This window comes from Otariodibacter sp. (assembly GCF_029256985.1).
Classification (GTDB): domain Bacteria; phylum Pseudomonadota; class Gammaproteobacteria; order Enterobacterales; family Pasteurellaceae; genus Otariodibacter.
Window position 1 is genome coordinate 1 of record NZ_JARIDQ010000023.1, and the last position, 22,788, is coordinate 22,788.

Here is a 22,788-nt window from a genome sequence, read left to right on the forward strand (position 1 = left end):
ACTTCTGGATTTTCATCATTACGACGTGCTAATGGAGAAATTTCCGCAGGGTGTGCCATTAAGAATGTTGGTTGAATTAATTTGTGTTCTGCTACTTCTTCAAAGATAGCGTTCACAACTGAACCTAATCCCCATGATTTTTGAATTTCAATATGTAAGCCTTTCGCAATTGCTACTGCCTTATCAAAATCGTGTAAATCTTCAAGGGTAATGCCATCTCCGTGTTTTACAATCGCATCATGCATTGTAATACGCTCAAATGGTTTGCCAAAATCAAATACGTATTCGCCATAAGGTACATCTGTTGTGCCTAAAATATCTAATGCTAAACGACGTAACAATTCTTCAGTATTATCCATTAGATCGTGATAATCCGCATAAGCTTGGTAGTACTCAATCATTGTAAATTCAGGGTTGTGACGAACAGAAACCCCTTCATTACGGAAGTTACGATTTAACTCAAATACTCGCTCAAAGCCGCCCACAACTAAACGTTTTAAGTAAAGTTCTGGTGCAATACGTAAGTACATATCAACATCAAGTGCATTGTGGTGAGTAATAAACGGTTTAGCAGCTGCACCACCTGGGATCACTTGTAACATTGGTGTTTCAACTTCGATAAATCCTTTTTCTAAGAAGAATTGACGAATACCTGATACCACTTTAGAACGAATCATAAATGTGCGACGAGAATCATCATTTGCGATTAAGTCTAAATAACGTTGACGATAACGAATTTCTTGATCCGTTAAACCTTTGTGTTTGTCTGGTAATGGACGAAGTGATTTAGTTAATAATTGTAATTCACTTACACGAACAGTTAATTCGCCTGTTTTGGTTTTAAATAATGTTCCTTTTGCACCAACAATATCACCTAAATCAAGCATTGCGATGGTGCTTGCATACTCGCCTTCAGGTAAGCTATCACGAGCGACATAAAGTTGGATTTTACTACTCACGTCTTGAATAGTAATAAAAGTCACTTTCCCCATTGAGCGACGTAACATAATACGTCCAGCCACAACAGCTTTGATTTCTTTTTCTTTTAATGCTTCACCATCTTCATCATCATAGTCTTTATGTAAATCAGCAGCTAAGTTCTCACGACGGAAAGTATTTGGGAATGGGTTGCCTTTTTGGCGTAATTGATTCAATTTTTCACGACGAGCTAACATTTCGCCATTTAGATCAACTTCTTGGTTTTCTTGTTCAGACATTGTATTACCTTAAAATTTTTAAAATGAATTCGGTTCTATAAAGTAGGGAATTATAAGCGATTTTGAGGAAATTGGGTAGGAAGCAAGCGGTAACTTTAGCAGATAATTTTGCAAAAAATACCCCGAAAGCTCGGGGTATTTAAAATAAATCACTAAAACTAGATATCTAAGTTCGCATATAGGGCATTACTTTCAATGAAATCACGACGTGGTTCAACATCATCCCCCATTAATGTAGTAAACAATTTATCTGCGGCAATCGCATCGGTAATGGTTACTTGTAACATTTTTCTTGCTACCGGATCCATTGTTGTTTCCCACAACTGTTCAGGATTCATTTCACCTAACCCTTTATAACGTTGGATACTTAAGCCTTTACGCGATTCTTTTACTAGCCAATCAATTGCTTCTTCAAAACTCTCAATTTCTTGTTTACGCTCGCCTCGCATTACATAAGCGCTCGGCTCAAGTAATCCAATTAACTGCTGACCCAGTTTAGTGATACGTCCATATTCATTACTATTGATAAAATTAAAATCAATGTGGTAAGTGGTATCAATACCGTGAGTCGTTACAATAATTTGAGGCTCATAGATAGAGCGTTCAGTATTATAGTATGCGCTTGCAACATAGTTACTTCCACCAGTCTCATTCTCAACTAATTTTTCAACTAATTGCTGACACCAAGCGGTTACATCTGCTTCATTTTTTGCAAAATCTAATGATAATGCAGGTTGATAAATCAACTCATTTAAAATTGGCATTGGATAACGACGTACTAGACGCTCAAATAATTTTTTCACACCATTAAATTCTGAAATTAAATTCTCTAACGCGACTCCACTCATTGCTGGAGCAGTTTCACTTACATACAATGCCGCACCATCTAAGGCTAAAGCTAATTCGTATTGTGTCATTTCATCGTTATCTTGAATATATTTCTCTTGTTTACCTTTTTTCACTTTATAAAGTGGAGGTTGAGCAATATAAACATAACCACGCTCAATTAGCTCTGGCATTTGACGATAGAAGAAAGTCAATAATAAGGTACGAATATGCGCACCATCGACATCCGCATCGGTCATAATGATAATTTTGTGATAACGTAATTTTTCGATGTTATATTCATCTCGACCAATTCCTGCTCCAAGTGCAGTAATTAAGGTCGCCACTTCTTGCGAAGAGAGCATTTTGTCGAAACGGGCTTTTTCCACGTTTAGAATCTTACCTTTCAACGGTAAAATCGCTTGATTTTTACGATCACGTCCTTGTTTTGCTGAACCGCCCGCAGAATCCCCCTCCACTAAGTACAATTCAGATAACGCTGGATCTTTTTCTTGGCAATCGGCTAATTTACCCGGTAAGCCACCAAGGTCTAATGCACCTTTACGACGAGTCATTTCACGTGCTTTACGAGCAGCATCTCTTGCTCGTGCAGCATCAATAATCTTGGTTACAATATTTTGTGCATCATTCGGATTTTCAATGAGATACTCTTGCAACGCTTCGTTCATTGAGCTTTCTACTGCTGAACGAACTTCTGAAGAAACTAATTTGTCTTTAGTTTGTGATGAGAATTTTGGATCAGGCACTTTAACAGAAATTACCGCAACCAATCCTTCACGTGCATCATCGCCAGACGCATCAATTTTTGCATCGGCTTTTTTAATCTTGCCGCTTGAATCCATATAGTTTTTCAATGCACGAGTTAATGCGCCACGGAACCCTGCTAAGTGAGTACCACCGTCACGTTGTGGAATGTTATTGGTAAAACAATACACATTTTCGTTATAGTTATTATTCCACTGCATTGAGATTTCTACGCCAATGCCATCTTTTTCTGTTGATAAATAGAATGGAGTTGGGTGAATTGGCGTTTTACCTTCATTTAAAAATTCAACATAGGCACGGATTCCCCCTTCATAGTGGAAATGCTCAAATTTATCATTACGTTCATCAATAAGTTTGATTGACACACCAGAATTTAAAAATGAAAGCTCACGCAAGCGTTTAGATAAAATCGCATACTCAAAATCAGTTTTATTTTTGAAAATATCAAGACTTGGCCAAAAACGAACTAATGTACCTGTTTTTTCAGTTTCACCAATGACTGTTAACGGTGCATCAGGCTCACCCAAGCTATAAAACTGCTCGTGTACTTTACCTTCACGACGAATAGTTAATTGTAATTTTGATGATAAAGCATTCACAACAGATACACCTACACCGTGTAGACCACCTGAAACTTTATAAGAATTATCATCAAACTTACCGCCTGCGTGGAGTACAGTCATAATGACTTCGGCCGCTGATACTCCTTCTTCAGAATGAATTCCAACAGGAATACCACGACCATCATCTTGTACAGAGACAGAATTATCCGAATGGATCGTCACGACAATATCATTACAATAACCCGCTAATGCTTCATCAATGGCGTTATCGACTACTTCAAAGACCATATGATGCAATCCTGTTCCATCATCGGTATCACCAATATACATTCCTGGGCGTTTACGCACTGCATCAAGTCCACGCAAGACTTTAATGCTAGAAGAATCATAGCTATTTGTTGGTTGTTGTTCAGACATTATCATTCCTATTATCTTAAACTATAGTCTTAAAAAAAGACTACGGCATTTACCGAAAATTAACAGATATTATAGCAGAAAAATAGAAGAAAGTGACCGCTTGTTATGAGACAAGCGGTGGTTTTTTAGGGATTATTTGCAATAATTACAGCACGTTTAGGGGCAGGATATCCTTCAAAGGTTTTTGAATGATCATTAGGGTCAAGAAAATCAATTAATGATTCATTTTCTAACCATTCTGTTTTACGTTGTTCTTCTAATGTTGTCACAGCTTCATCAACACATCGTACATTTTTAAATCCAGTTTTTTCTAACCAATTTATTAATGCAGGAACTGAAGGGATAAAATAGACATTCTTCATTTTCGCATAACGATCGGCTGGTACAAGGACATCATTTATATCACCATCAATCACTAACGTTTCTAATACTAGCTCTCCGCCCTTCACTAATTGATTTTTAAGTTGAGAAAGATGATCTAATGGCGACTTACGATGATATAACACTCCCATTGAAAAAACCGTATCAAAGGCATGCAAAGGTTGCATTTGCTCAATGCCAAGAGGAATTAGATTAGCTCGGCGATCATTATTTAATAATTTACGCACGGCTTCAAATTGACACAAGAAAAGCTCGGTTGGATCAATACCTACAACAAGTTTTGCGCCTTCACCTACCATTCGCCACATGTGATAACCGCTACCACACCCGACATCCAAAATGGTTCTATCTTTTAGTGGCGATAAATGAGGCAAAACCCTATCCCATTTAAAATCAGATCGCCATTCGCAATCAATATGTACACCATAAAGGTGATAAGGTCCTTTTCGCCACGGCATTAATTGCTTAAGGTGATACTCCAATCGTTTCTGTTCTCCCGATGGTAACGGTTGATCTAATGTAGATTCTACACGATCTTTTAAATTAAGAGTTGCAGCATAACTTGGTAAGAAATCAATCTGCTTTGCCCACTTTACATACTCACCATGAGTTTGTTTTTCCCATTGTTTTAATTGTAAAGGTAAAGTTTCTAGCCAACTAGAAAGAGTTGTTGTGGCAATTTGCTGATAAAAAGGGCGAAAATCAATCATAAGGATTTTAGTATTAAAGGTTAGAATATTGGAAATTTTAATGCAATTCGCTATATTCTGCAAAAAGCAGATAGTTGGATAATAAAAAAGGCTAGATAAAATCTAGCCGAAAATATTATGAATAAAATTTCCTTTGTTATATAACCGCTTCATCAATATCCTAAATGAACATCAATAAAACTTGCCCAATCCTATCAGTCTAAACATAAAAATCAACATTTATTTATATTGTAATTAAATAATTTTACATTCGTTACGATGTTACAACTCAAATTTAATTAATTTAAATATTTAATAAGCACAAATGGTCAATTAATTAGCAGAAATTGTAATTTATTATAGCATTCTATATATTTAAACTTTCTAATTCTTGTGTTAATGGATTTTATAGACTACAATCATAGTCATTACACATGACAGTGTAACTCAATGGGGGCATTCTTGGTTCCTCGCAATGGTGTTCAATTTACTTGGTCAGGTTCGGAAGAAAGCAGCCAGAATTGGGATTTCTATGTGCCGAGGTTTGCTGGGAATGCCTCCACCTTATTTATAATATCTTATACGATTCGTATTTATTTCCATTCATTTTGTAAATGACATTAGCTATCATTACGTAGCTATTAATTTGAGTAATGGAAGATAAATATCTAAATAATTGCTAGAAAATAGAAATTTTTGTGAGAAAAATTACTTATAGATAGAAAATAAGAATTGGAATTGGTTGCGGGGGCTGGATTTGAACCAACGACCTTCGGGTTATGAGCCCGACGAGCTACCAAGCTGCTCCACCCCGCGTCTGATGGCCCTATAATACGATTTTTTATGACAGATTCAAGTACTAATTTACTATTATGATTTATTTGCCCTAAACAAATACAATAATTACTCAAAATTACACCTTTATGTTTTATTTTTATTCATAGAAAAATTATCACTATCGAATAATTACCTTTTTTGTTATGCTCACTGTTCAAATATTCTTAGTTTACTAACTTGTCGAGGAATTTTATTTATGACTTGGGGAAAAAATAAAAAATTATTACTTACAACTGCTATTGCATTATTAATTGTAGGATGTTCAACTACCACAACTAAAAAACATACAAAAGTTTATTCATCGAATACACAAAAATTAGGTGCAATTTTCCAAAATCGTCAATTTATTCCACCACAATATCCTTATTTTGCAACAGCAACTGTTAATGTAAATGGAAAAATTGTTAATCCAAGGGAATTCTTACAACAATTAAATTATGCTCGTTCCTATTCATCAACTATAACTAATCGCTTTGCAAGTACTTATGGGAAAATAACTAACTGGCTTAATCGAAGCGGAAATATTCATGAACTGTCTAGATATGGTATCAGTACAAACCAAATGCGTGGCGAAGATGGATTTCAAAATGTATTAATGACAGGATATTACGTACCTGTTATTCAAGCTCGTCTTACTCGACAAGGTGAATTTATTCACCCTATTTATGCTATTCCTAAAGGACAAAAGAAATATACTCGAGCTGAAATTTATAACGGAGCATTATATGGAAAAGGCTTAGAGCTAGCTTATAGTAATTCGATGCTAGATAATTTTTTAATGGAAGTTCAAGGAAGTGGATTTGTTGATCTAGGTGGTGGAAATCTTCGTCATTTTGCCTATGGAGATAAAAATGGATATGGATACACTAGTGTAGGACGATTACTTGTTGAAGATGGTGAAATTCCAAAAGAACAAATGTCTGTACAAGCCATTCGCGAATGGGGGGCGAGAAATCCATCTCGTCTGCAAGCCTTATTAGAACGTAATCGTTCGTTTGTCTATTTCAGGTATGATCAAACTTTAAATGTTAAGGGATCAGCAGGTGTACCTCTAGTACCTCTAGCTTCTGTAGCATCGGATAAACGTATTGTTCCAACTGGAAGTGTTTTATTAGTAGAAATGCCACTCATTGATAATCAAGGAAATTGGACGGGTAAACATGAATTGAGATTAATGGTTGCATTAGATGTAGGTGGAGCTGTAAAAGGTCAACATTTTGATTTATACCAAGGAATTGGAGATAAAGCAGGTCATACAGCAGGTTTATTGAAACATTATGGGCGTGTTTGGATCTTGAATTAATTTTAAGCTCTATCCCTGAATAATAAAACTTGTGATTAAAATATTTTTAGTCACAAGTTTTTTCTAAAGCATAATCACTAAGTTTGTTTAATTTGCATAAAGGTTATGACGTGTTCTGTTGCTGGTGTTTTAAGTAATGCATCAAAACTCCCTATTTGTTCAACCCTACCTTGCTCTAGCAATATAACATGATCACTAACTTTTTCTGCTTCATCTAAATCATGAGTAACAAATACAATGGTTTTAGGCCATTTATGTTGTAATTCTAACACTAAATTTTGAAGTCCTGCTCGAGTAATAGGATCTAATGCAGAGAAAGGTTCATCCATTAATAAAATCGGTGTATCGCATGCAAAAGCACGAGCAATACCTATACGTTGTTTCATTCCTCCTGATAGATCTTGCGGATAACTGGAAACATTTTCAACTAATCCTACTTCATTGAGCCAATAAAGTGCTTTTTCACGTCGCTCTTTAGCCTCTATACCTTTAACTTTTAGACCGTATTCAATATTCTCAATTACATTCAAATGAGGTAACAATCCAAAATGTTGAAAGATCATACTGACACAGTCTTGACGGAATTTTTGTAATTCTTTAGCTCTCAACTTAATTAAATTTTGTCCATTAACCCATACTTCACCAGATGTGGGATCAAGTAATCGATTGATATGGCGAAGTAGTGTCGATTTACCTGAACCTGACAACCCCATAATACAGCTGATTTTTTGATTGGGTAAACTCATCGAAACATTATCTAATGCAACTTTCTTTCCATATATTTTTGTCACATTTTTAAATTCAATATTGCTCACTTCTTACCCCCATATCCCTGTGTTACACGATCTACAATAATAGCTAAAACTACTATTGCACTACCTGCTTGTAATCCTTGGCCAACATTTAAGGTTTGAATAGCTTGTAAAATAATTTGTCCTAACCCTGAGGCACCAATCATGGACGCTAATACAACCATAGCAAGTGACATCATTACAGTTTGATTGATTCCTGCCATTATTTGAGGTTTTGCTAATGGTAAAGTAATCCATTTCAGCATCTGCCAACGGCTACTTCCGAATGCTTTCCCTGTTTCAATCAGTTCTTGGTCAATTTGTTGAATTCCCAGTACTGTTAATCTAATTAGAGGTACTATGGCATAAATCATACAAGCAAATACCGCTGGCACTTCGCCAATACCAAATAACATTAATACGGGAATTAAATAAACAAAACTTGGCATTGTTTGCATAATATCGAGTAATGGTAAGATTATCCGATAAATTTTTGAATATCTTGCTAATAAAATTCCTAAAGGAATCCCTACTATTACAGTTAAACCAATCGACACTAACATTAGCGAAACAGTCTGCATCGCCTCAAACCATAAACCAAAAGCACCAATGAGAAATAATCCTAATGCACTCAATAAGGTAAAATACCATTTACGAGTCGCATGCCATACAACCAATGAAATAACTCCAATAAATAACCATGCAGGAATTTGTGCGAAAAAATGTCCAACAGGGTTTAATAAATATTGTTGAAAATAAAGACTAACTTGACGAAATAAATCTCCATGATTTTGTACAAAACTTTTTAACCATTGATTAAAAGGTATTTGTACAGACCATTCAGGAAAAAATTCCTTAGATGTTTGCGGTATAAGAGAAGATTTTAATTGTTCTGCTACTTTAGGTGTAACCCAAGTCTCCCATTTTTTGACATTTTTTTGAAGGAAAATAACCGCTTGTTCTTCTCTAGTACGATGATACTCTATCATTTCTAAAATTTGTTGGTTTAATTCTTTAGGTTCTAACTGTATTTTTTCAAAAAATTTAACTAGCTCAGGATAATCTTGAGTAAATTTTTCAGATACTCCGATAGCAAGTTTAGAAACAGGAAAACCAGACAAACAATCTGCATTGCTATCTATTTTTAATAACTCTGACCACCAACAAGTTGCATCATGCTCAGGAAATTCGAGAGGAACAAAATCATACTTAGCCATTAATCCCGCTGGTTGCCAATAATAAAATAATATTGGTTTTTTCTGTTCGTAATATGATGATATTTCACTATCTAAAGCAGCCCCTGTTCCAGGTTGAACATTATTAAATTGTTGATCTAATCCAAAGTTATGTAGTAAATGTGAATTAAATACTTCACAAGTCCATCCCGTAGGACAATTCAAAAAACGAGCATGCAGTGGATCATTAGGATCAGTAAATAGGGAAGAAAATTTGGCTAAATCTCTAGCATGTTTTAATTGCGGATATTGTTCTTGTACATAACGAGGAATATACCAACCCTGAGTCGCTCCACCTTTTAATGTGTCGCCAATAACTTTAACTTGACCATCAGTAATTGCTTTTTGCATAACATCAGATCGACCAGCCCAAACTTCACCTATAATTTGAATATCATTTTGGATAAGTGCATTTTCAAGTGCAATACCTGCTCCTGAAACCTCTTGAGTAGGATACCCATATCCTTTCTCAATAATTGTTTGTAATAATGCAGTTGTGAATTGACCACTTTCCCAAGTTAATGCTCCAAATTTTATAGGTTCTTGCTTTGCATAGCTTAATGGGGAAATAAGAAGTAAAAGGCATAATTTACTAAAAAAATTTTTCACTGATTTTCTCTTATTTTACTCAGTCTGTACCTTAATTTATACAGATATATTTGTATTTAAGACATCATTATAGATGTCTTAAATATTTTATGCACATAAAACGTTCTTTTGCAAAAAATAAAAAAGCCTGCATTCTAATCTTAAAAAAACTAAAATACAGGCTATTCAATACTTACAAAAAATAAATTACAAGTAATCGCTTAAAAATTTAAGCATAAACAGGTAAACGCTTACAAATCGCTAAAACTTTCTCCTTTGTTTTTGCAATTACATCTTCATGATTATCTTGATTGATACTATCCAACACATCACACATCCAACCAGCTAATTCAATTACATCTGATTCATTAAATCCACGACGAGTTACTGACGGTGTTCCCACACGAATACCTGATGTCACGAATGGTTTTTGTGGATCGTTAGGTACTGCATTTTTATTTACAGTAATATTTGCCCGACCAAGAGCAGCATCAGCGGCTTTACCTGTTAAACCTTTTGAAACAAGATCAACAAGGAATAAATGGTTTTCTGTACCATTTGATACAACATTAAATCCGCGTTGTTTAAATACTTCTACCATTGCTTTAGCATTTTTTACGACCTGAGCTTGGTAAAGTTTAAATTCTGGCTCTAATGCTTCTTTAAAACAAACTGCTTTTGCTGCAATAACATGGACAAGTGGGCCACCTTGACCAGCAGGGAAAACTGCACTTTGTAATTTTTTATACAAGTCCTCATCTTTTGCATTAGATAAAATTAATCCACCACGAGGACCTGCTAATGTTTTATGTGTTGTAGTAGTAACCACATGAGCATGATCCATTGGGCTTGGATAAACACCTGCTGCAATTAAACCTGCAACGTGAGCCATATCAACAAAGAGATATGCGCCTACTTCATCAGCGATTTCACGCAATTTTGCCCAATCTACAATTTGAGAATAAGCAGAAAATCCACCAACGATCATTTTAGGTTTACATTCTAATGCTTTTTGGCGAATATCTTCATAATCTAATACACCATCATCAGTAATACCATACTGTACTGCGTTATAAATTTTACCTGAGAAACTCACTGATGCACCATGTGTTAAGTGGCCGCCATGAGCCAAGCTCATTCCTAGAATTGTATCGTTTGGCTGTAATAATGCCATATAGACTGCAGCATTTGCTTGTGAACCCGAATGAGGCTGGACATTAACATAATCTGCATCAAATAACTCTTTTGCACGATCAATTGCAAGTTGCTCAACAATATCAGCATATTCACATCCACCGTAATAACGTTTACCTGGATAGCCTTCAGCATATTTGTTCGTAAATTGAGAGCCTTGTGCTTCCATTACTCTTGGGCTTGTGTAGTTCTCAGAGGCAATCAATTCAATATGCTCTTCTTGACGACGGTTCTCATCTTGAATAGCTTGCCATAAAATTGGGTCATAATCAGCGATATTCATATCACGTCTTAACATTGGATTCTCCTATAGGTAATCGTTTGCGTAACTAAAGAATATATTCATTTTACGCATTTTTATTTCAATCGGATAGTCTTTTTGATAAAAATATCTTTACCAATCAGGATAACTGAATCACAACTGTACAATATTATGTTATAGATATGAAAAACCCGAGGCTCACAATGTAAGTCTCGGGTTTAAAATCCTTCAGCTAAATGCTAGATTAGATTACAACAACATCAATTGCTGCTGGGCCACGATCTGAATCTTGTACAGTATATTCTACTTTGTCACCTTCATTTAAAGTTCTAAAGTTTGTACCAATAATACCGGAAAAGTGAACAAATAAATCTTTGCTATTATCAGATGGTGTGATAAAACCAAAACCTTTATCTGCGTTGAACCATTTTACTGTACCTTGTAATTTAGACATATTGTCTTCCTTCTTATTAAAAATTAAATCTGTTGGCTTGAAAGCCGTAACGCTAAGAAATTGAATAGAAATTAGTATTAATTAGAACTTTCAAGAAACAAATTTAAAACTTGTAGTACAGGAAGTGCAATAAATAACGAACTAATATAACCAGCTCTTTAGCTTGGTCCCATTAGAACATATAAAAAGATTAAATACAAGTAATTAAATAAATTATTTTATATTTATTTAATAATAAAAAAACCCCACTCTAATTTAATAAAGTAGGGATTTAATATTATTAATAAATAATTAGTTTATCAATAACTAAATAAATTAAATAACAACTACATCAATAGCAGCTGGACCACGATCAGAATTTTGTATAGTATATTCTACGCGGTCACCTTCATTTAAGGTCTTGAAGTTTGTACCCACAATACCAGAAAAATGTACGAATAAATCTTTGCTATTATCAGACGGAGTGATAAAACCAAAACCTTTATCTGCGTTGAACCATTTTACTAAACCTTGTAACTTAGACATATTGTCTTCCTTATAAAAAAAATTAAATTTGTGCATACTTATGAAAGTAAGCGATAACGCTAAGAATTTGAATTTAAGTAGAGATAGATATTAATAGAACTTTCAAGAAACAAATTTAAAACTTGTAATAAAAGGAAGTGCAATAAATAACAAACTTATGTAACCAGCTCTTTAGCTTGGAAAGTATTAGAACACATTAATTTACTTAAAGCAAATTATTTATTAATTATATTTTAAATTAATAAATAACTTGCTTTTATTTGTATGTTATAAATTAGGAGCTTGTGTATTTGTTAAAATCCCATCTTCTAATTCTAAATTATCGTTTCCTAATAAACTAACTTCTGCAATAACTGCAGGATAAAAATGAACAAAATTTTTATGTTGAGTTAGTGTTCTTACTAAATCAAAAACTAGAGGTAAATGAGAAATAATCAAAATATTTTGTACGTTTTTATCTGTATGCAAAAAGTTAATATAATTTATAACATTATTAATATCTCCAGAAGGTGTTATCCCTTGCCAGTTTTCTACTTGCTCATTTGTAAAAAATATTTGCGAACTTACCGCTTTCATTCCCTCTAACAATTCAGAAAAAGTTTGTTGAGTTCTTAAATAAGGACTAACAATAACCCTATCTAATTTAATTTTTTGTTCTTCTAATCTTTTCGCTAACCATTGTCCTTGAGTAAAGACCATTTTATATCCTTTTTTAGTTAAAGAACGTTGCTGATCTGTTTGTGCATTAAATCCAGCTTCACCATGTCGCATTATCCAAATATTCATTATGTAATTTCCAACTATAAACTGTTTCAAGATTGATAATTTAGGCGTATAATGCACCTCATTTTTCGTAGTTTCAAGCTACTTATACCAAATACTAAACTTGAAAGAATCTGATTTTTATTCAAACTATTACTAAATGGAGTAAATAAATAATGTCTCGTAAACTCAGAAGAACTAAAATTGTTTGCACAATGGGTCCAGCAACGGATCGTGACAACACACTAGAAAAAGTGATTGCGGCGGGTGCAAATATGGTTCGAATGAATTTTTCCCATGGTGTACCAGAAGATCATATTAGTCGTGCGGAAAAAGTCCGTGAAATAGCAAAGCGTTTAGGTAAACATGTTGCAATTTTAGGTGACTTACAAGGTCCTAAAATTCGTGTTTCAACTTTTAAAGAAGGTAAAATTTTCTTAAATATTGGTGATCAATTTACTTTAGATGCAAATTTACCAAAAGGTGAAGGTACTCAAGAAGCAGTTGGATTAGATTATAAAAATCTACCAAATGATGTTGTGCCTGGTGATATTCTTTTGCTTGATGATGGCAATGTACAATTAAAAGTTACATCAATTGACGGAGCAAAAGTTCTCACTGAAGTAACTGTTGGTGGTCCTTTATCAAATAATAAAGGAATTAATAAATTAGGTGGAGGGTTATCTGCACCTGCATTAACAGAAAAAGATAGAGAAGATATTAAACTAGCAGCTAAAATTGGGGTAGATTATCTTGCTGTTTCATTCCCTCAATCTAGTAAAGATCTTGATCTTGCTCGCCAATTAGCTAAAGAAGCAGGATTGGATCCTAAAATTGTTGCTAAAGTGGAACGAGCTGAAACAGTAGCGACCGAAGAAGCAATGAATGATATTATTCTAGGTGCAGATGTTATTATGGTTGCACGTGGTGACCTTGGTGTAGAAATTGGTGATGCCGCTCTTGTTGGAGTACAGAAAAAATTAATCCGTCGTTCACGCCGTTTGAACCGTGTTGTTATTACGGCAACACAAATGATGGAATCTATGATCAAAAAACCAATGCCAACTCGTGCTGAAGTAATGGATGTTGCAAATGCGGTATTGGATGGTACAGATGCGGTAATGCTTTCTGGTGAAACTGCAAATGGCGATTATCCTGTTGAAACAGTAAAATCTATGGCTGAAGTTTGTTTAGGTGCAGAAAAAATGCCAAGTATTAATGTTTCTCGTCATCGTATGGATAATAGTTTCAGTACCGTTGAAGAAGCAATTTCAATGTCTGCAATGTATACAGCTAATCATACAGATAAAGTCAGTGCAATTATTGCGCTTACACAATCAGGTGAAACAGCAAAACTCATGAGCCGTATTAGTTCAGGATTACCAATTTTTGCATTATCTCGTAATGAGCAAGCGCTTAATCGTAGTGCGTTATATCGTGGCGTTACTCCAGTATTCTACGATCATGACAGTCGTACAATTGAAGGTGCAAAAAAAGCAATTAATAAATTAAAAGAACAAGGCTATTTAATGGCTGGCGATATGGTTCTTTTAACTCATGGTGATGAATTAAAAGAAGGTGGCACAAATACGTGTCGTATGCTTACAGTAGACTAAAATTATTTATATTAAATTTAATTCAATAGAAGAAATCCATACTTAATTGTATAAAAGTACAAAAAGTATGGATTTTTTTATATACTGTCATTTATTTTCCTACCTTATCCATTATGTTAACACTACTATCTAATTTAAAATCTGAAGGATTTATTTCAGAACTAAATTATCAATTTGCCAAACTCATTGATACTCAACAAAAAAAATACGATTTCTCAATTGAACAACAAAATCTAGCTGTTTATCTAAGTGCTTTAGTTTCATTTCATGTTATGCAAGGACATAGTTGCGTAGATTTAACGCTTATCCAAAATCCATTTGATTTATTATATAGTAATGATGGGAAAAAATATTACGCTGAAATTTTGCAAAAAATTAATCATATCTCACCGCTTGAATGGCAAACTAATTTACAAAACCATATTGCATTTAGCCATGCTCCGCCAGAGATTGCACCATTAATATTCCAAAATAATAAGCTCTATTTTTATCGCTATTGGCAAGCAGAGTATCATATTGCGAAGTATCTACATAAAAAAGTAATATTAAGATCTAACTATAATCTTGATCGTGACAAGAAGATTCTAAATAACTTATTTACAGGGGATGAAAGAGCTAAATGGCAAAAAATGGCTGTAGCTACTGCATTAAATCAAACATTCAGCGTGATTTCTGGAGGACCAGGGACAGGAAAAACTAAAACGGTTGCCTCTTTACTTACTGCATTACAACAAAAACAACTAGAACAAAAGCAACCATTCCTGAAAATTGCTCTGGTTGCCCCTACAGGAAAAGCGGCTGCTCGATTAAAAGAATCTATTGCTACAAATATATCAGACTTGTCTGTGCCAGAAGTTATAAAATTAGCAGTGCCCTTACAAGCATCAACAATTCACAGACTTATTGGAATTAATCCTAGAAGTGATCAACCTTATTATAATGAAAACAATCCTCTTCATGTTGATTTAATCGTTATTGATGAAGCATCAATGATTGATCTGTTTCTTATGGAAAAACTACTCTATGCATTAAAACCATCAACTCGTATTATTATGTTAGGTGATAAAGACCAGTTAGCCTCAGTTGAGGTAGGAAATATAATGGGAGAGCTTGGACAATTTATTGAATGGGGATATAGCGAAGAACACTGTCATTATTTAGAAAAAATAACAGGCTATACGATTAAACCGCAAAGAGAAAAAGTGATACCGATTTGTGACTCTCTTTCACATTTAAAACACAGTTTTCGATTTGATGAAAATTCAGGTATTGGACAGTTGGCAGCACAAGTCAATGCTCAACAAGCGGTTAGTTCTTGGCAAATAATTGCAAATCACACCTATAAAGATCTAAATCTAGAGATTTATCCTGAAAGCAATTCTACTCAAGATAAAAATGAGTGGATACATCAGAGTGTAAAGCTTGTGGTTTCATCAGCTGTATCCCACTATCAGAATTATTTATCTAAGGCTAATGAACGAGGCAACAATCCAAAGAATGTTTCAATAGAAGATATTTTCACAGCATTTCAGGCAGTCAGATTTCTATCTGCTTTGAGAATCAGTGAACTAGGTTCTGAAAAACTAAATCAATCCATTGCAATGGCATTACGTGAGGCTAATCTTGTAGAGTTTAAGAATCAAAATACAAATTATATTGGTAAACCGATATTAATCACTCAAAACTCGCCTCAACAGAATATCTATAGTGGGGATATTGGTATTGTCCTACCCAATGAAAAAGGTGATTTGCGAGTCTATTTTGAAACCAAAATAAATGATGAAAACTTAAATATCTCACCAAGTCGACTACCAAATCATGAACCTGCTTATGTAATGACAGTACACAAGTCCCAAGGTTCTGAATTTAAACATACATTCCTAATCATGCCATTAAGCTACTCCCCTGTAGTGAGTAAAGAGCTGATCTATACTGCAGTTACTCGAGCCAAAGATAAGTTTACTCTATTCAGCCATAGAAAAACGTGGGAACAAGGTGTAAAAACAAAAACGCAACGCCAAAGTGGATTAATGGAACAATTATTACAGCTTTATCAATAATCTTTGCTTTTTATGTAATAAACTTAAATTCTTATACTAAAAAAGAGTAGAATAATACTTTATTTATTGATTATTAAACTATGAGCCAACAACAAAGCAAAAAACAATTACTTAAACAAAACTTTTCATCAGGATTAGTCGTATTTCTGATCGCATTGCCTCTTTGTTTAGGTATCGCTGTTGCATCTGGTGCTCCGTCTCTATCAGGTATATTATCAGGTATACTTGGCGGAATACTCATTGGTACATTGAGTTCTTCTCATATTAGCGTTTCTGGCCCTGCCGCAGGACTTGCTACTATAGTACTTAATGCCATTACTGAACTAGGTTCTTTTGAACTCTTTCTATGTGCGGGAATCGTTGCTGGTATAGCACAATTATTATTAGGCATAATTAAAGCAGGTAGTCTAACTAACTATATTCCCATTGCGGTTATAGAAGGAATGCTTGCAGGAATTGGTATTATGATTATTCTTAAACAAATTCCTTATGCCTTTGGTAATGAAAATTATCCAGATTTTATGAATATTTCAACTATTGAAATTCATCTCGGTTCGCTTATTATTGCTCTCATTTCTCTTTTTGTAATGATAGGTTGGGACTATGTGCCTCGATTACGTAATATTAAATTATTGCCTTCAGCATTGATTGCTGTAATCGTTAGCATAATAATAAATAATATTTTTGTATATATTGGAAGTCCTCTTGCAATTCCTGCAGATCAATTAGTACAAATTCCAACTCCACATACTTTACTTGAAGCAGAAAATTTAATTCGTTTTCCCGATTTTTCTGGTTTTCTAAATAGTATTGTATGGGTAACAGGAATTACAATCGCTATCGTTGCATCTGTGGAAACACTACTTTCAATTGAAGCATCCGATAGATTAGATAAGCATCGCCGTATCACTGATACCAATAAAGAATTAAGGGTGCAAGGAATTGGTAACATTGTTGCTGCACTAGTCGGTGCATTACCTTTAACGTCTGTTATTATTCGCTCATCAGCCAATGCAAATGCAGGTGCAACACACAAGACATCAGCCATATTCCACGGTATATTATTTCTTGTTTGTGCATTGACAATTCCTTCATTACTCAATCAAATACCGCTTGCCAGTCTAGCTACAATATTGCTAATTATTGGTTATAAATTAACTCGCCTATCGGTATATATTCGTTACTGGAAAAAAGGTATCTACCAATTTATTCCTTTTGTAGCTACCGTATTTGCTGTTGTCTTCTTTGATTTACTAAAAGGCGTTGGATTAGGTCTAGTCATTAGTCTAGTATTCATACTATATGGTAATATGAAACGTTCTTACTACTTAAGTAGAGAAGAACTTGCAGATGCAGATCAAATTGTTTTAGAGCTTGGAGAAGAAGTTTCTTTCTTAAATAAAGCAGCATTAAAGAAAACTTTAAAAAATATTCAACCTAATTCAAAAATCACTATTGATGCAGAAAAAGCTATCTATATAGCAAGTGATATTTTAGAATTACTTGAAGATTTTACTAATGTATATGCGCAAGAAAATAATATTCAGGTGAAACTTCGCGGGTTTAAGTATGATTATGAGAATCAAGAAGGAATTTCTCATACAAATATTAGAGTAGAACACCGAAGTGCAATTTAATTATCAACTACCTAATAAAGGTCACATTAAAAATGACCTTTATTGGGACTATACATTTTTAATTTATATCCTACTTAACAAATTCATCAAACACTAACTCATAATTATCACCATCACGACTGTAGGAAATATATCGAGGGAACCTCTCTCCTATTAGCTTCTTAATAGTAAAATATTTATTATCCATTCTAAAACTATAGGTAATCTCTTTAACATTTTTGCCATTATTTTTGACCATTACTTGAGATTTATTTATAACTACATTCTCTGATGGATATAATTTTTTTCCATTAGTTGTCTGAAAACTATTAGGTAATTTATCATAGTAACTTAATTGGAAAGCTAAACTAAACAAATCAAAAGTAGGAAGAGTCAATTTCTCTTTTTTTAAAGGATCTTTAACTTTTCCATACTGAATAGTATTTTTATCTAACTCTGCTACAGCATAATTTTTACCATTACGTATATCCTTATAACTTTCTAAACTCAAGCGATCGTTATTATCGCGTCCTTGAGCAACAAACAATATTTTATATAATGGAATGTTGATTCTTGATTCAATTTTATACTTACCCGCATCATTATGAAAATGTACATAAGCAGGCATTAAATAATTTGAACTATATTTAATATGAAAATCATCTGCCAATGCATTTGTAATGTATCCAACGGAACTCACTGCTAGTAATGCTAGTTTATAAAATAATTTCATTATTTTTCCTCTAAAGTAATTTTTTCAAATAGACGCAATATTGCATTATTATCTCTTAACTGCTCAGCTTCCTCTACCCTCATTTTTGTTAAGTGTGGAGAAAAATAATTAATAAAATCATACATATAATTTCGTAAAAACATACCTCTACGAAATGCAATTTGTGTCATACTGGATTGAAACAAATGACTTGCATCAATAGCAACCAGATCTTTATCATATTGCGTATATGCCATTGATGCCATTATTCCTACTCCTAGTCCTAATCGAACATAAGTTTTTATTACATCCGCATCAGTCGCTGTAAATACAATATTAGGCAATATTCCTACTTTATTAAATGCATGATCAAGATCAGAACGACCAGTAAATCCAAATGTGTAAGTAATGAGATTATATTTACCCAGCTGTTCGACTGTTAATTTTTGAGTTTGTTTCGCAAGTGGATGATTGGGTTTCACTATCACAGATCGATTCCATAAATAACAAGGTAATAATACTGCATTTTCGAATAAATATTGAGCTTCCGTCACTATTGCAATGTCAACTTCACCTAACATAAGTGCATCATAAATCTGATTAGGTGATCCTTGGTGCAAATGTAAGTTAACTTCTGGATATTGCGTCTTAAATTTTTCAATAATACTCGGCAAAACATATCTAGCTTGAGTATTGGTTGTAGCAATTCTAAGAGTGCCTTTATTTGGATGAGTTTGTTCATCAGCTACAGCTTTTATCCCTTGCGTTTTCAATAATAATTCTCTCGCAATTGAAACAATTTGCTCACCAGATGGAGTTAACCCTTTGATATGTTTACCATTTCTTTCAAAAATATTAATGCCAAGTTCACTTTCTAATAAGCGAACTTGCTTGCTAATGCCCGGTTGGGATGTATAAAGTACTTCTGCAGCTTCTGTAATATTAAAATTTTGATTTACAATTTCAACAATGTAACGTAGTTGTTGTAGTTTCATTTTTATACTCTTTTTTACTAATTTACGGCTATATCTTACCGCATACAATTTTAATTAAATCAGAAAATCGTTTAATTTCATAGGTCGGTATAATAGCAGTATTATTTTCACTTTGTGTATGATTGAACCAACAAGTATCCACTCCAACATTTATTCCACCTTGAATATCAGATGTTAACGTATCTCCTACCATCAAAATCTTTTCTTTTTTAATACTCCCCATCTTTGCAAAGGCAAACTCAAAAATTTTAGATGAAGGCTTTGCTTCACCAACCATTTCAGAAACAACAACAATATCAAAATATTTATCCATCTGAGTATTCATTAATCGTTTCTGCTGAAGTGCATTAAACCCATTCGTAATGATCCCCATATTAATAATACCATAGAGCTTATCTAATGTACTTTTAACGCCTTCAAGTGGATGACTAAGCGTTGCCATCTCTTCCATTAGTTGATTATTAAGTATTAATGGCTCTACACCAGTTTGCTCTGATAATTTTTTAAAACGAATTTGTTGAATATCCTTGGCTTCAATTTCATTATTTTGATAAGCAATCCATAGTGGTTTATTAATAGATTGAAATTCATCATAATCTTCAAGCGTAAAATTAATGCCATATTTTAATAACATTGATTTCAATCCTAAAAATGAATTAAAAGAAAACAACGTTTCATCTGCATCAAATAAAATCCATTGATATTTCATCTAGTATCCTTATACAAAAGTAAAAAGCGAGTAATAAATATTACTCGCTTTAATTATTAAAAATTCCTAATCAAAAAATTACCAGAAAACACGTAAACCTACGCCAACATTTGTATTACGGATTTTTTTAACCAATCTCTTCGTATCTGAGCTATATGTTTCTTTAGAGTTTTCGATAGATCCCTCAAGATAGGTTACAACATTTTTATGAACTCGGTAAGATGTACCTAACATAAATTTATGACGCTCTGTTCTTTCTGTTGTATAGTTATCTTCATTAGTATGTTTAGGATCATTTTGAGCTTTACCCTGTTCATTAAAACTCCATACATTTTTCACAACATCTCCAAACATATTATCCACATTATTTTTGAGATAACCATAACTACCATACAACGCAATTTTATCTGTCACATTATATAAAGCACCTACTCGGAAACCATTAATCTTATCTTTTTTGGATCCTTCTTTTAAAAATTGGCCACTATAGTCAATTGCTACTTCTAAATCATCAATAGCATACTTAGCTGTTGCACCCCACGCATCACGATGGTGACTTGCAAACTGATGATCTGGAGATGATTCAAAATTATCACGAGTATAACCAGCACCAACTCTTACAGTTTGGTTACCAAATTTAGGAAATTCATATAAAGCACCGACACCATAACCTGATTTTAGTGGATATAAAGAACTGTAATCATCAGAACCTGCAAATAAGTTAGGTTTAATTACTTCACCCTTGTTATCACGATGTTCAGCAAAGCGATAATCTAAACCAATATGTAAACCTTCAATACCTTTATAATCATAACGGATAACTGAGCGTCCTGATGTACTCAAAGTAGTATCAAACACGCCATAAGCATATTCAAAATCTGCTTGATAAATCTCATCGCCAATTGTTGCTTGACGACCAAAAGCCACTTCACCAAATTTATGACTACCAATTCCTACGTAAGCTTTGTTTGTAAATAAATCCCCAAACTTATCAGTACCTTTTGAATCTCCATTAAAACGGAACTCTAAACGACCAAAACTATAAAGATCCTCACCTAATTGATGGCTCATAGCGATATTAAAACGTGTACCATCATTATGTAAATTAGTGTGTGCTTTTTGTGTTACCTTCTTAACACCATTTCTTTTCTCTACAGATTTTTCGTTATCCAAACGCATACGGATAGAACCATCAAATACTACTTTTGAACCATCTGCTTCGTAAATGGTCAAAGCTGAAGCTGATGTTGCAAATGCTGTTACTGCTAATGCTACTAGTGTTTTTTTCATAGTGTTCACCTTAAAATTATTTTAGTTCTGCTAAATCATCCTAGTTAAGGTTATAGGAATAATCACCAAATCTACCATTCACTCCATTTGTAATCATCATGAGCAAATTCCGATTGTGTGCGTATACTGTCAGAATAAGTATAAAGTGTCAATATATTACCACTTATTATAATTAACAAAAATAATCTTTAAAAACAATATGTTAAATTAAATAGTTAGAAAAAATAAAAAAATACATACTTATTCCGAGTATTACTCCAATTTAAAATAGTATATAACTATATGATTTTAATAGAATTTAATTAAATCAATAAAAGTTCATTAAAAATGTGATATATTTCACATTTTTACAAATCAATACATATTATGATTAAATAAAGAGCAAAGAAGGATGGTTGAAAATCTCCAAAACTCATTTATACTTTGGAAAAATACCAATTAATTGATAATTATGAATAAATTTATACAATCTATTGAGAAGCAATGCTCTATTTTTGAACATTTGCTTTCATATGAAATTACTATTTCATCCAATTCTTTCACAAAGAATAAAGGATATGTAAAGGATTTTGTTGATGAAATAAAATTGACAGCAAGGTTTACTATACAAAAAAAGAGCCAAGAGCATATAGAGTATTATGTACAAAAACTAATATCTCAGTTTATTGAATTAAAAGAAGCTACAGACAAACTCTTACTCTTATCTCAGACAAATATGGTTCTCCCTAAATTTATCTCTAATTATCAGTTTAATAAGAAATTTTCTAACCTATCTTCTACCCAAAAACTACAAGAATATCACAAGGCTTTAAGAGCACTTAATGAAAAATTAAGTTGGCTAATTGAACAAATTTATTTATGTTCAGATAATAAACAAAAAAAAATTTATCAAGAAAAAATTTATGAAACAGAATATAGAAAGCAAAAATGTATAAATGCAATTAATGCACTAGAATAGACG

General features: G+C 33.3%; 18 protein-coding genes, 1 tRNA gene and 1 other RNA gene. 6 read left to right on the forward strand and 14 right to left on the reverse strand.

Annotated elements, in window-relative coordinates:
• The 3 genes from lysS to cmoB all read right to left on the reverse strand — a co-directional run.
• Nucleotides 1-1,217: lysine--tRNA ligase (gene lysS, locus Q1J40_RS02310; RefSeq protein WP_301098422.1), on the reverse strand; the 1,217-nt coding region annotated here is incomplete at its 3' end.
• A 158-nt stretch (nucleotides 1,218-1,375) separates the two neighbouring features.
• Nucleotides 1,376-3,808, reverse strand: coding sequence for a DNA topoisomerase (ATP-hydrolyzing) subunit B (gene gyrB / locus Q1J40_RS02315; protein WP_301098423.1), 2,433 nt, complete (start codon nucleotides 3,806-3,808; stop codon nucleotides 1,376-1,378).
• Nucleotides 3,809-3,933: 125 nt separating this feature from the next.
• Nucleotides 3,934-4,899: a tRNA 5-methoxyuridine(34)/uridine 5-oxyacetic acid(34) synthase CmoB gene (gene cmoB, locus Q1J40_RS02320; protein WP_301098424.1), complete on the reverse strand. Its 966-nt coding sequence runs from the start codon at nucleotides 4,897-4,899 to the stop codon at nucleotides 3,934-3,936.
• A 438-nt stretch (nucleotides 4,900-5,337) separates the two neighbouring features.
• On the opposite strand from cmoB, the gene ffs reads away from it, so the two are divergent.
• Nucleotides 5,338-5,435: signal recognition particle sRNA small type (gene ffs, locus Q1J40_RS02325), an RNA gene on the forward strand.
• A gap of 182 nt (nucleotides 5,436-5,617) precedes the next feature.
• Here ffs and Q1J40_RS02330 read toward each other — a convergent pair.
• Nucleotides 5,618-5,694, reverse strand: a tRNA-Met gene (locus Q1J40_RS02330).
• A 217-nt stretch (nucleotides 5,695-5,911) separates the two neighbouring features.
• Between Q1J40_RS02330 and mltA the strand changes: the two genes are divergently transcribed.
• A complete protein-coding gene (gene mltA, locus Q1J40_RS02335; RefSeq protein WP_301098425.1) occupies nucleotides 5,912-7,018 on the forward strand; it encodes a murein transglycosylase A in 1,107 nt (368 codons plus the stop codon).
• A gap of 77 nt (nucleotides 7,019-7,095) precedes the next feature.
• On the opposite strand, the gene Q1J40_RS02340 is transcribed toward mltA, so the two are convergent.
• The 6 genes from Q1J40_RS02340 to sixA all read right to left on the reverse strand — a co-directional run bounded on the left by Q1J40_RS02340 (nucleotide 7,096) and on the right by sixA (nucleotide 12,853).
• Nucleotides 7,096-7,833, reverse strand: coding sequence for an ATP-binding cassette domain-containing protein (locus Q1J40_RS02340; RefSeq protein ID WP_301098426.1), 738 nt, complete (start codon nucleotides 7,831-7,833; stop codon nucleotides 7,096-7,098).
• The gene (locus tag Q1J40_RS02345; protein WP_301098427.1) at nucleotides 7,830-9,653 is read right to left on the reverse strand and encodes a glycine betaine ABC transporter substrate-binding protein; all 1,824 of its coding nucleotides are present in this window, start codon (nucleotides 9,651-9,653) and stop codon (nucleotides 7,830-7,832) included. The genes Q1J40_RS02340 and Q1J40_RS02345 overlap by 4 nt, the downstream gene beginning before the upstream one ends.
• A gap of 208 nt (nucleotides 9,654-9,861) precedes the next feature.
• Complete coding sequence (gene glyA, locus Q1J40_RS02350; protein WP_301098428.1) at nucleotides 9,862-11,124, reverse strand: serine hydroxymethyltransferase; 1,263 nt, start codon at nucleotides 11,122-11,124, stop codon at nucleotides 9,862-9,864.
• Between the two features lie 208 nt (nucleotides 11,125-11,332).
• Nucleotides 11,333-11,542, reverse strand: coding sequence for a transcription antiterminator/RNA stability regulator CspE (cspE, locus tag Q1J40_RS02355; protein WP_301098429.1), 210 nt, complete (start codon nucleotides 11,540-11,542; stop codon nucleotides 11,333-11,335).
• A gap of 315 nt (nucleotides 11,543-11,857) precedes the next feature.
• Nucleotides 11,858-12,067: a transcription antiterminator/RNA stability regulator CspE gene (cspE, locus tag Q1J40_RS02360; RefSeq protein ID WP_301098430.1), complete on the reverse strand. Its 210-nt coding sequence runs from the start codon at nucleotides 12,065-12,067 to the stop codon at nucleotides 11,858-11,860.
• 267 nt (nucleotides 12,068-12,334) lie between these two features.
• On the reverse strand, nucleotides 12,335-12,853 hold the full coding sequence (gene sixA / locus Q1J40_RS02365) for a phosphohistidine phosphatase SixA (protein ID WP_301098431.1): 519 nt from the start codon (nucleotides 12,851-12,853) through the stop codon (nucleotides 12,335-12,337).
• 152 nt (nucleotides 12,854-13,005) lie between these two features.
• Between sixA and pyk the strand changes: the two genes are divergently transcribed.
• From pyk to Q1J40_RS02380, 3 genes are all read left to right on the forward strand, one after another.
• Nucleotides 13,006-14,445: a pyruvate kinase gene (pyk, locus tag Q1J40_RS02370; RefSeq protein ID WP_301098432.1), complete on the forward strand. Its 1,440-nt coding sequence runs from the start codon at nucleotides 13,006-13,008 to the stop codon at nucleotides 14,443-14,445.
• Nucleotides 14,446-14,558: 113 nt separating this feature from the next.
• Complete coding sequence (recD, locus tag Q1J40_RS02375; RefSeq protein ID WP_301098433.1) at nucleotides 14,559-16,505, forward strand: exodeoxyribonuclease V subunit alpha; 1,947 nt, start codon at nucleotides 14,559-14,561, stop codon at nucleotides 16,503-16,505.
• Between the two features lie 80 nt (nucleotides 16,506-16,585).
• Nucleotides 16,586-18,142 carry a SulP family inorganic anion transporter gene (locus Q1J40_RS02380; RefSeq protein ID WP_301098434.1) on the forward strand — a complete coding sequence of 519 codons (1,557 nt, stop codon included), beginning with the start codon at nucleotides 16,586-16,588 and terminating at the stop codon, nucleotides 18,140-18,142.
• Between the two features lie 70 nt (nucleotides 18,143-18,212).
• Here Q1J40_RS02380 and Q1J40_RS02385 read toward each other — a convergent pair whose 3' ends face one another.
• The 4 genes from Q1J40_RS02385 to Q1J40_RS02400 all read right to left on the reverse strand — a co-directional run bounded on the left by Q1J40_RS02385 (nucleotide 18,213) and on the right by Q1J40_RS02400 (nucleotide 21,827).
• The gene (locus Q1J40_RS02385) at nucleotides 18,213-18,854 is read right to left on the reverse strand and encodes a hypothetical protein (RefSeq protein WP_301098435.1); all 642 of its coding nucleotides are present in this window, start codon (nucleotides 18,852-18,854) and stop codon (nucleotides 18,213-18,215) included.
• A complete protein-coding gene (cysB, locus tag Q1J40_RS02390; RefSeq protein WP_301098436.1) occupies nucleotides 18,854-19,828 on the reverse strand; it encodes an HTH-type transcriptional regulator CysB in 975 nt (324 codons plus the stop codon). Before cysB ends, Q1J40_RS02385 begins: the two co-directional genes overlap by 1 nt.
• Before the next feature lie 28 nt (nucleotides 19,829-19,856).
• Nucleotides 19,857-20,537 carry a pyrimidine 5'-nucleotidase gene (gene yjjG / locus Q1J40_RS02395; protein WP_301098437.1) on the reverse strand — a complete coding sequence of 227 codons (681 nt, stop codon included), beginning with the start codon at nucleotides 20,535-20,537 and terminating at the stop codon, nucleotides 19,857-19,859.
• Between the two features lie 78 nt (nucleotides 20,538-20,615).
• On the reverse strand, nucleotides 20,616-21,827 hold the full coding sequence (locus Q1J40_RS02400) for a porin (RefSeq protein ID WP_301098438.1): 1,212 nt from the start codon (nucleotides 21,825-21,827) through the stop codon (nucleotides 20,616-20,618).
• Between the two features lie 451 nt (nucleotides 21,828-22,278).
• On the opposite strand from Q1J40_RS02400, the gene priC reads away from it, so the two are divergent.
• The gene (priC, locus tag Q1J40_RS02405; protein WP_301098439.1) at nucleotides 22,279-22,785 is read left to right on the forward strand and encodes a primosomal replication protein PriC; all 507 of its coding nucleotides are present in this window, start codon (nucleotides 22,279-22,281) and stop codon (nucleotides 22,783-22,785) included.
• Nucleotides 22,786-22,788 lie beyond the last annotated feature (3 nt).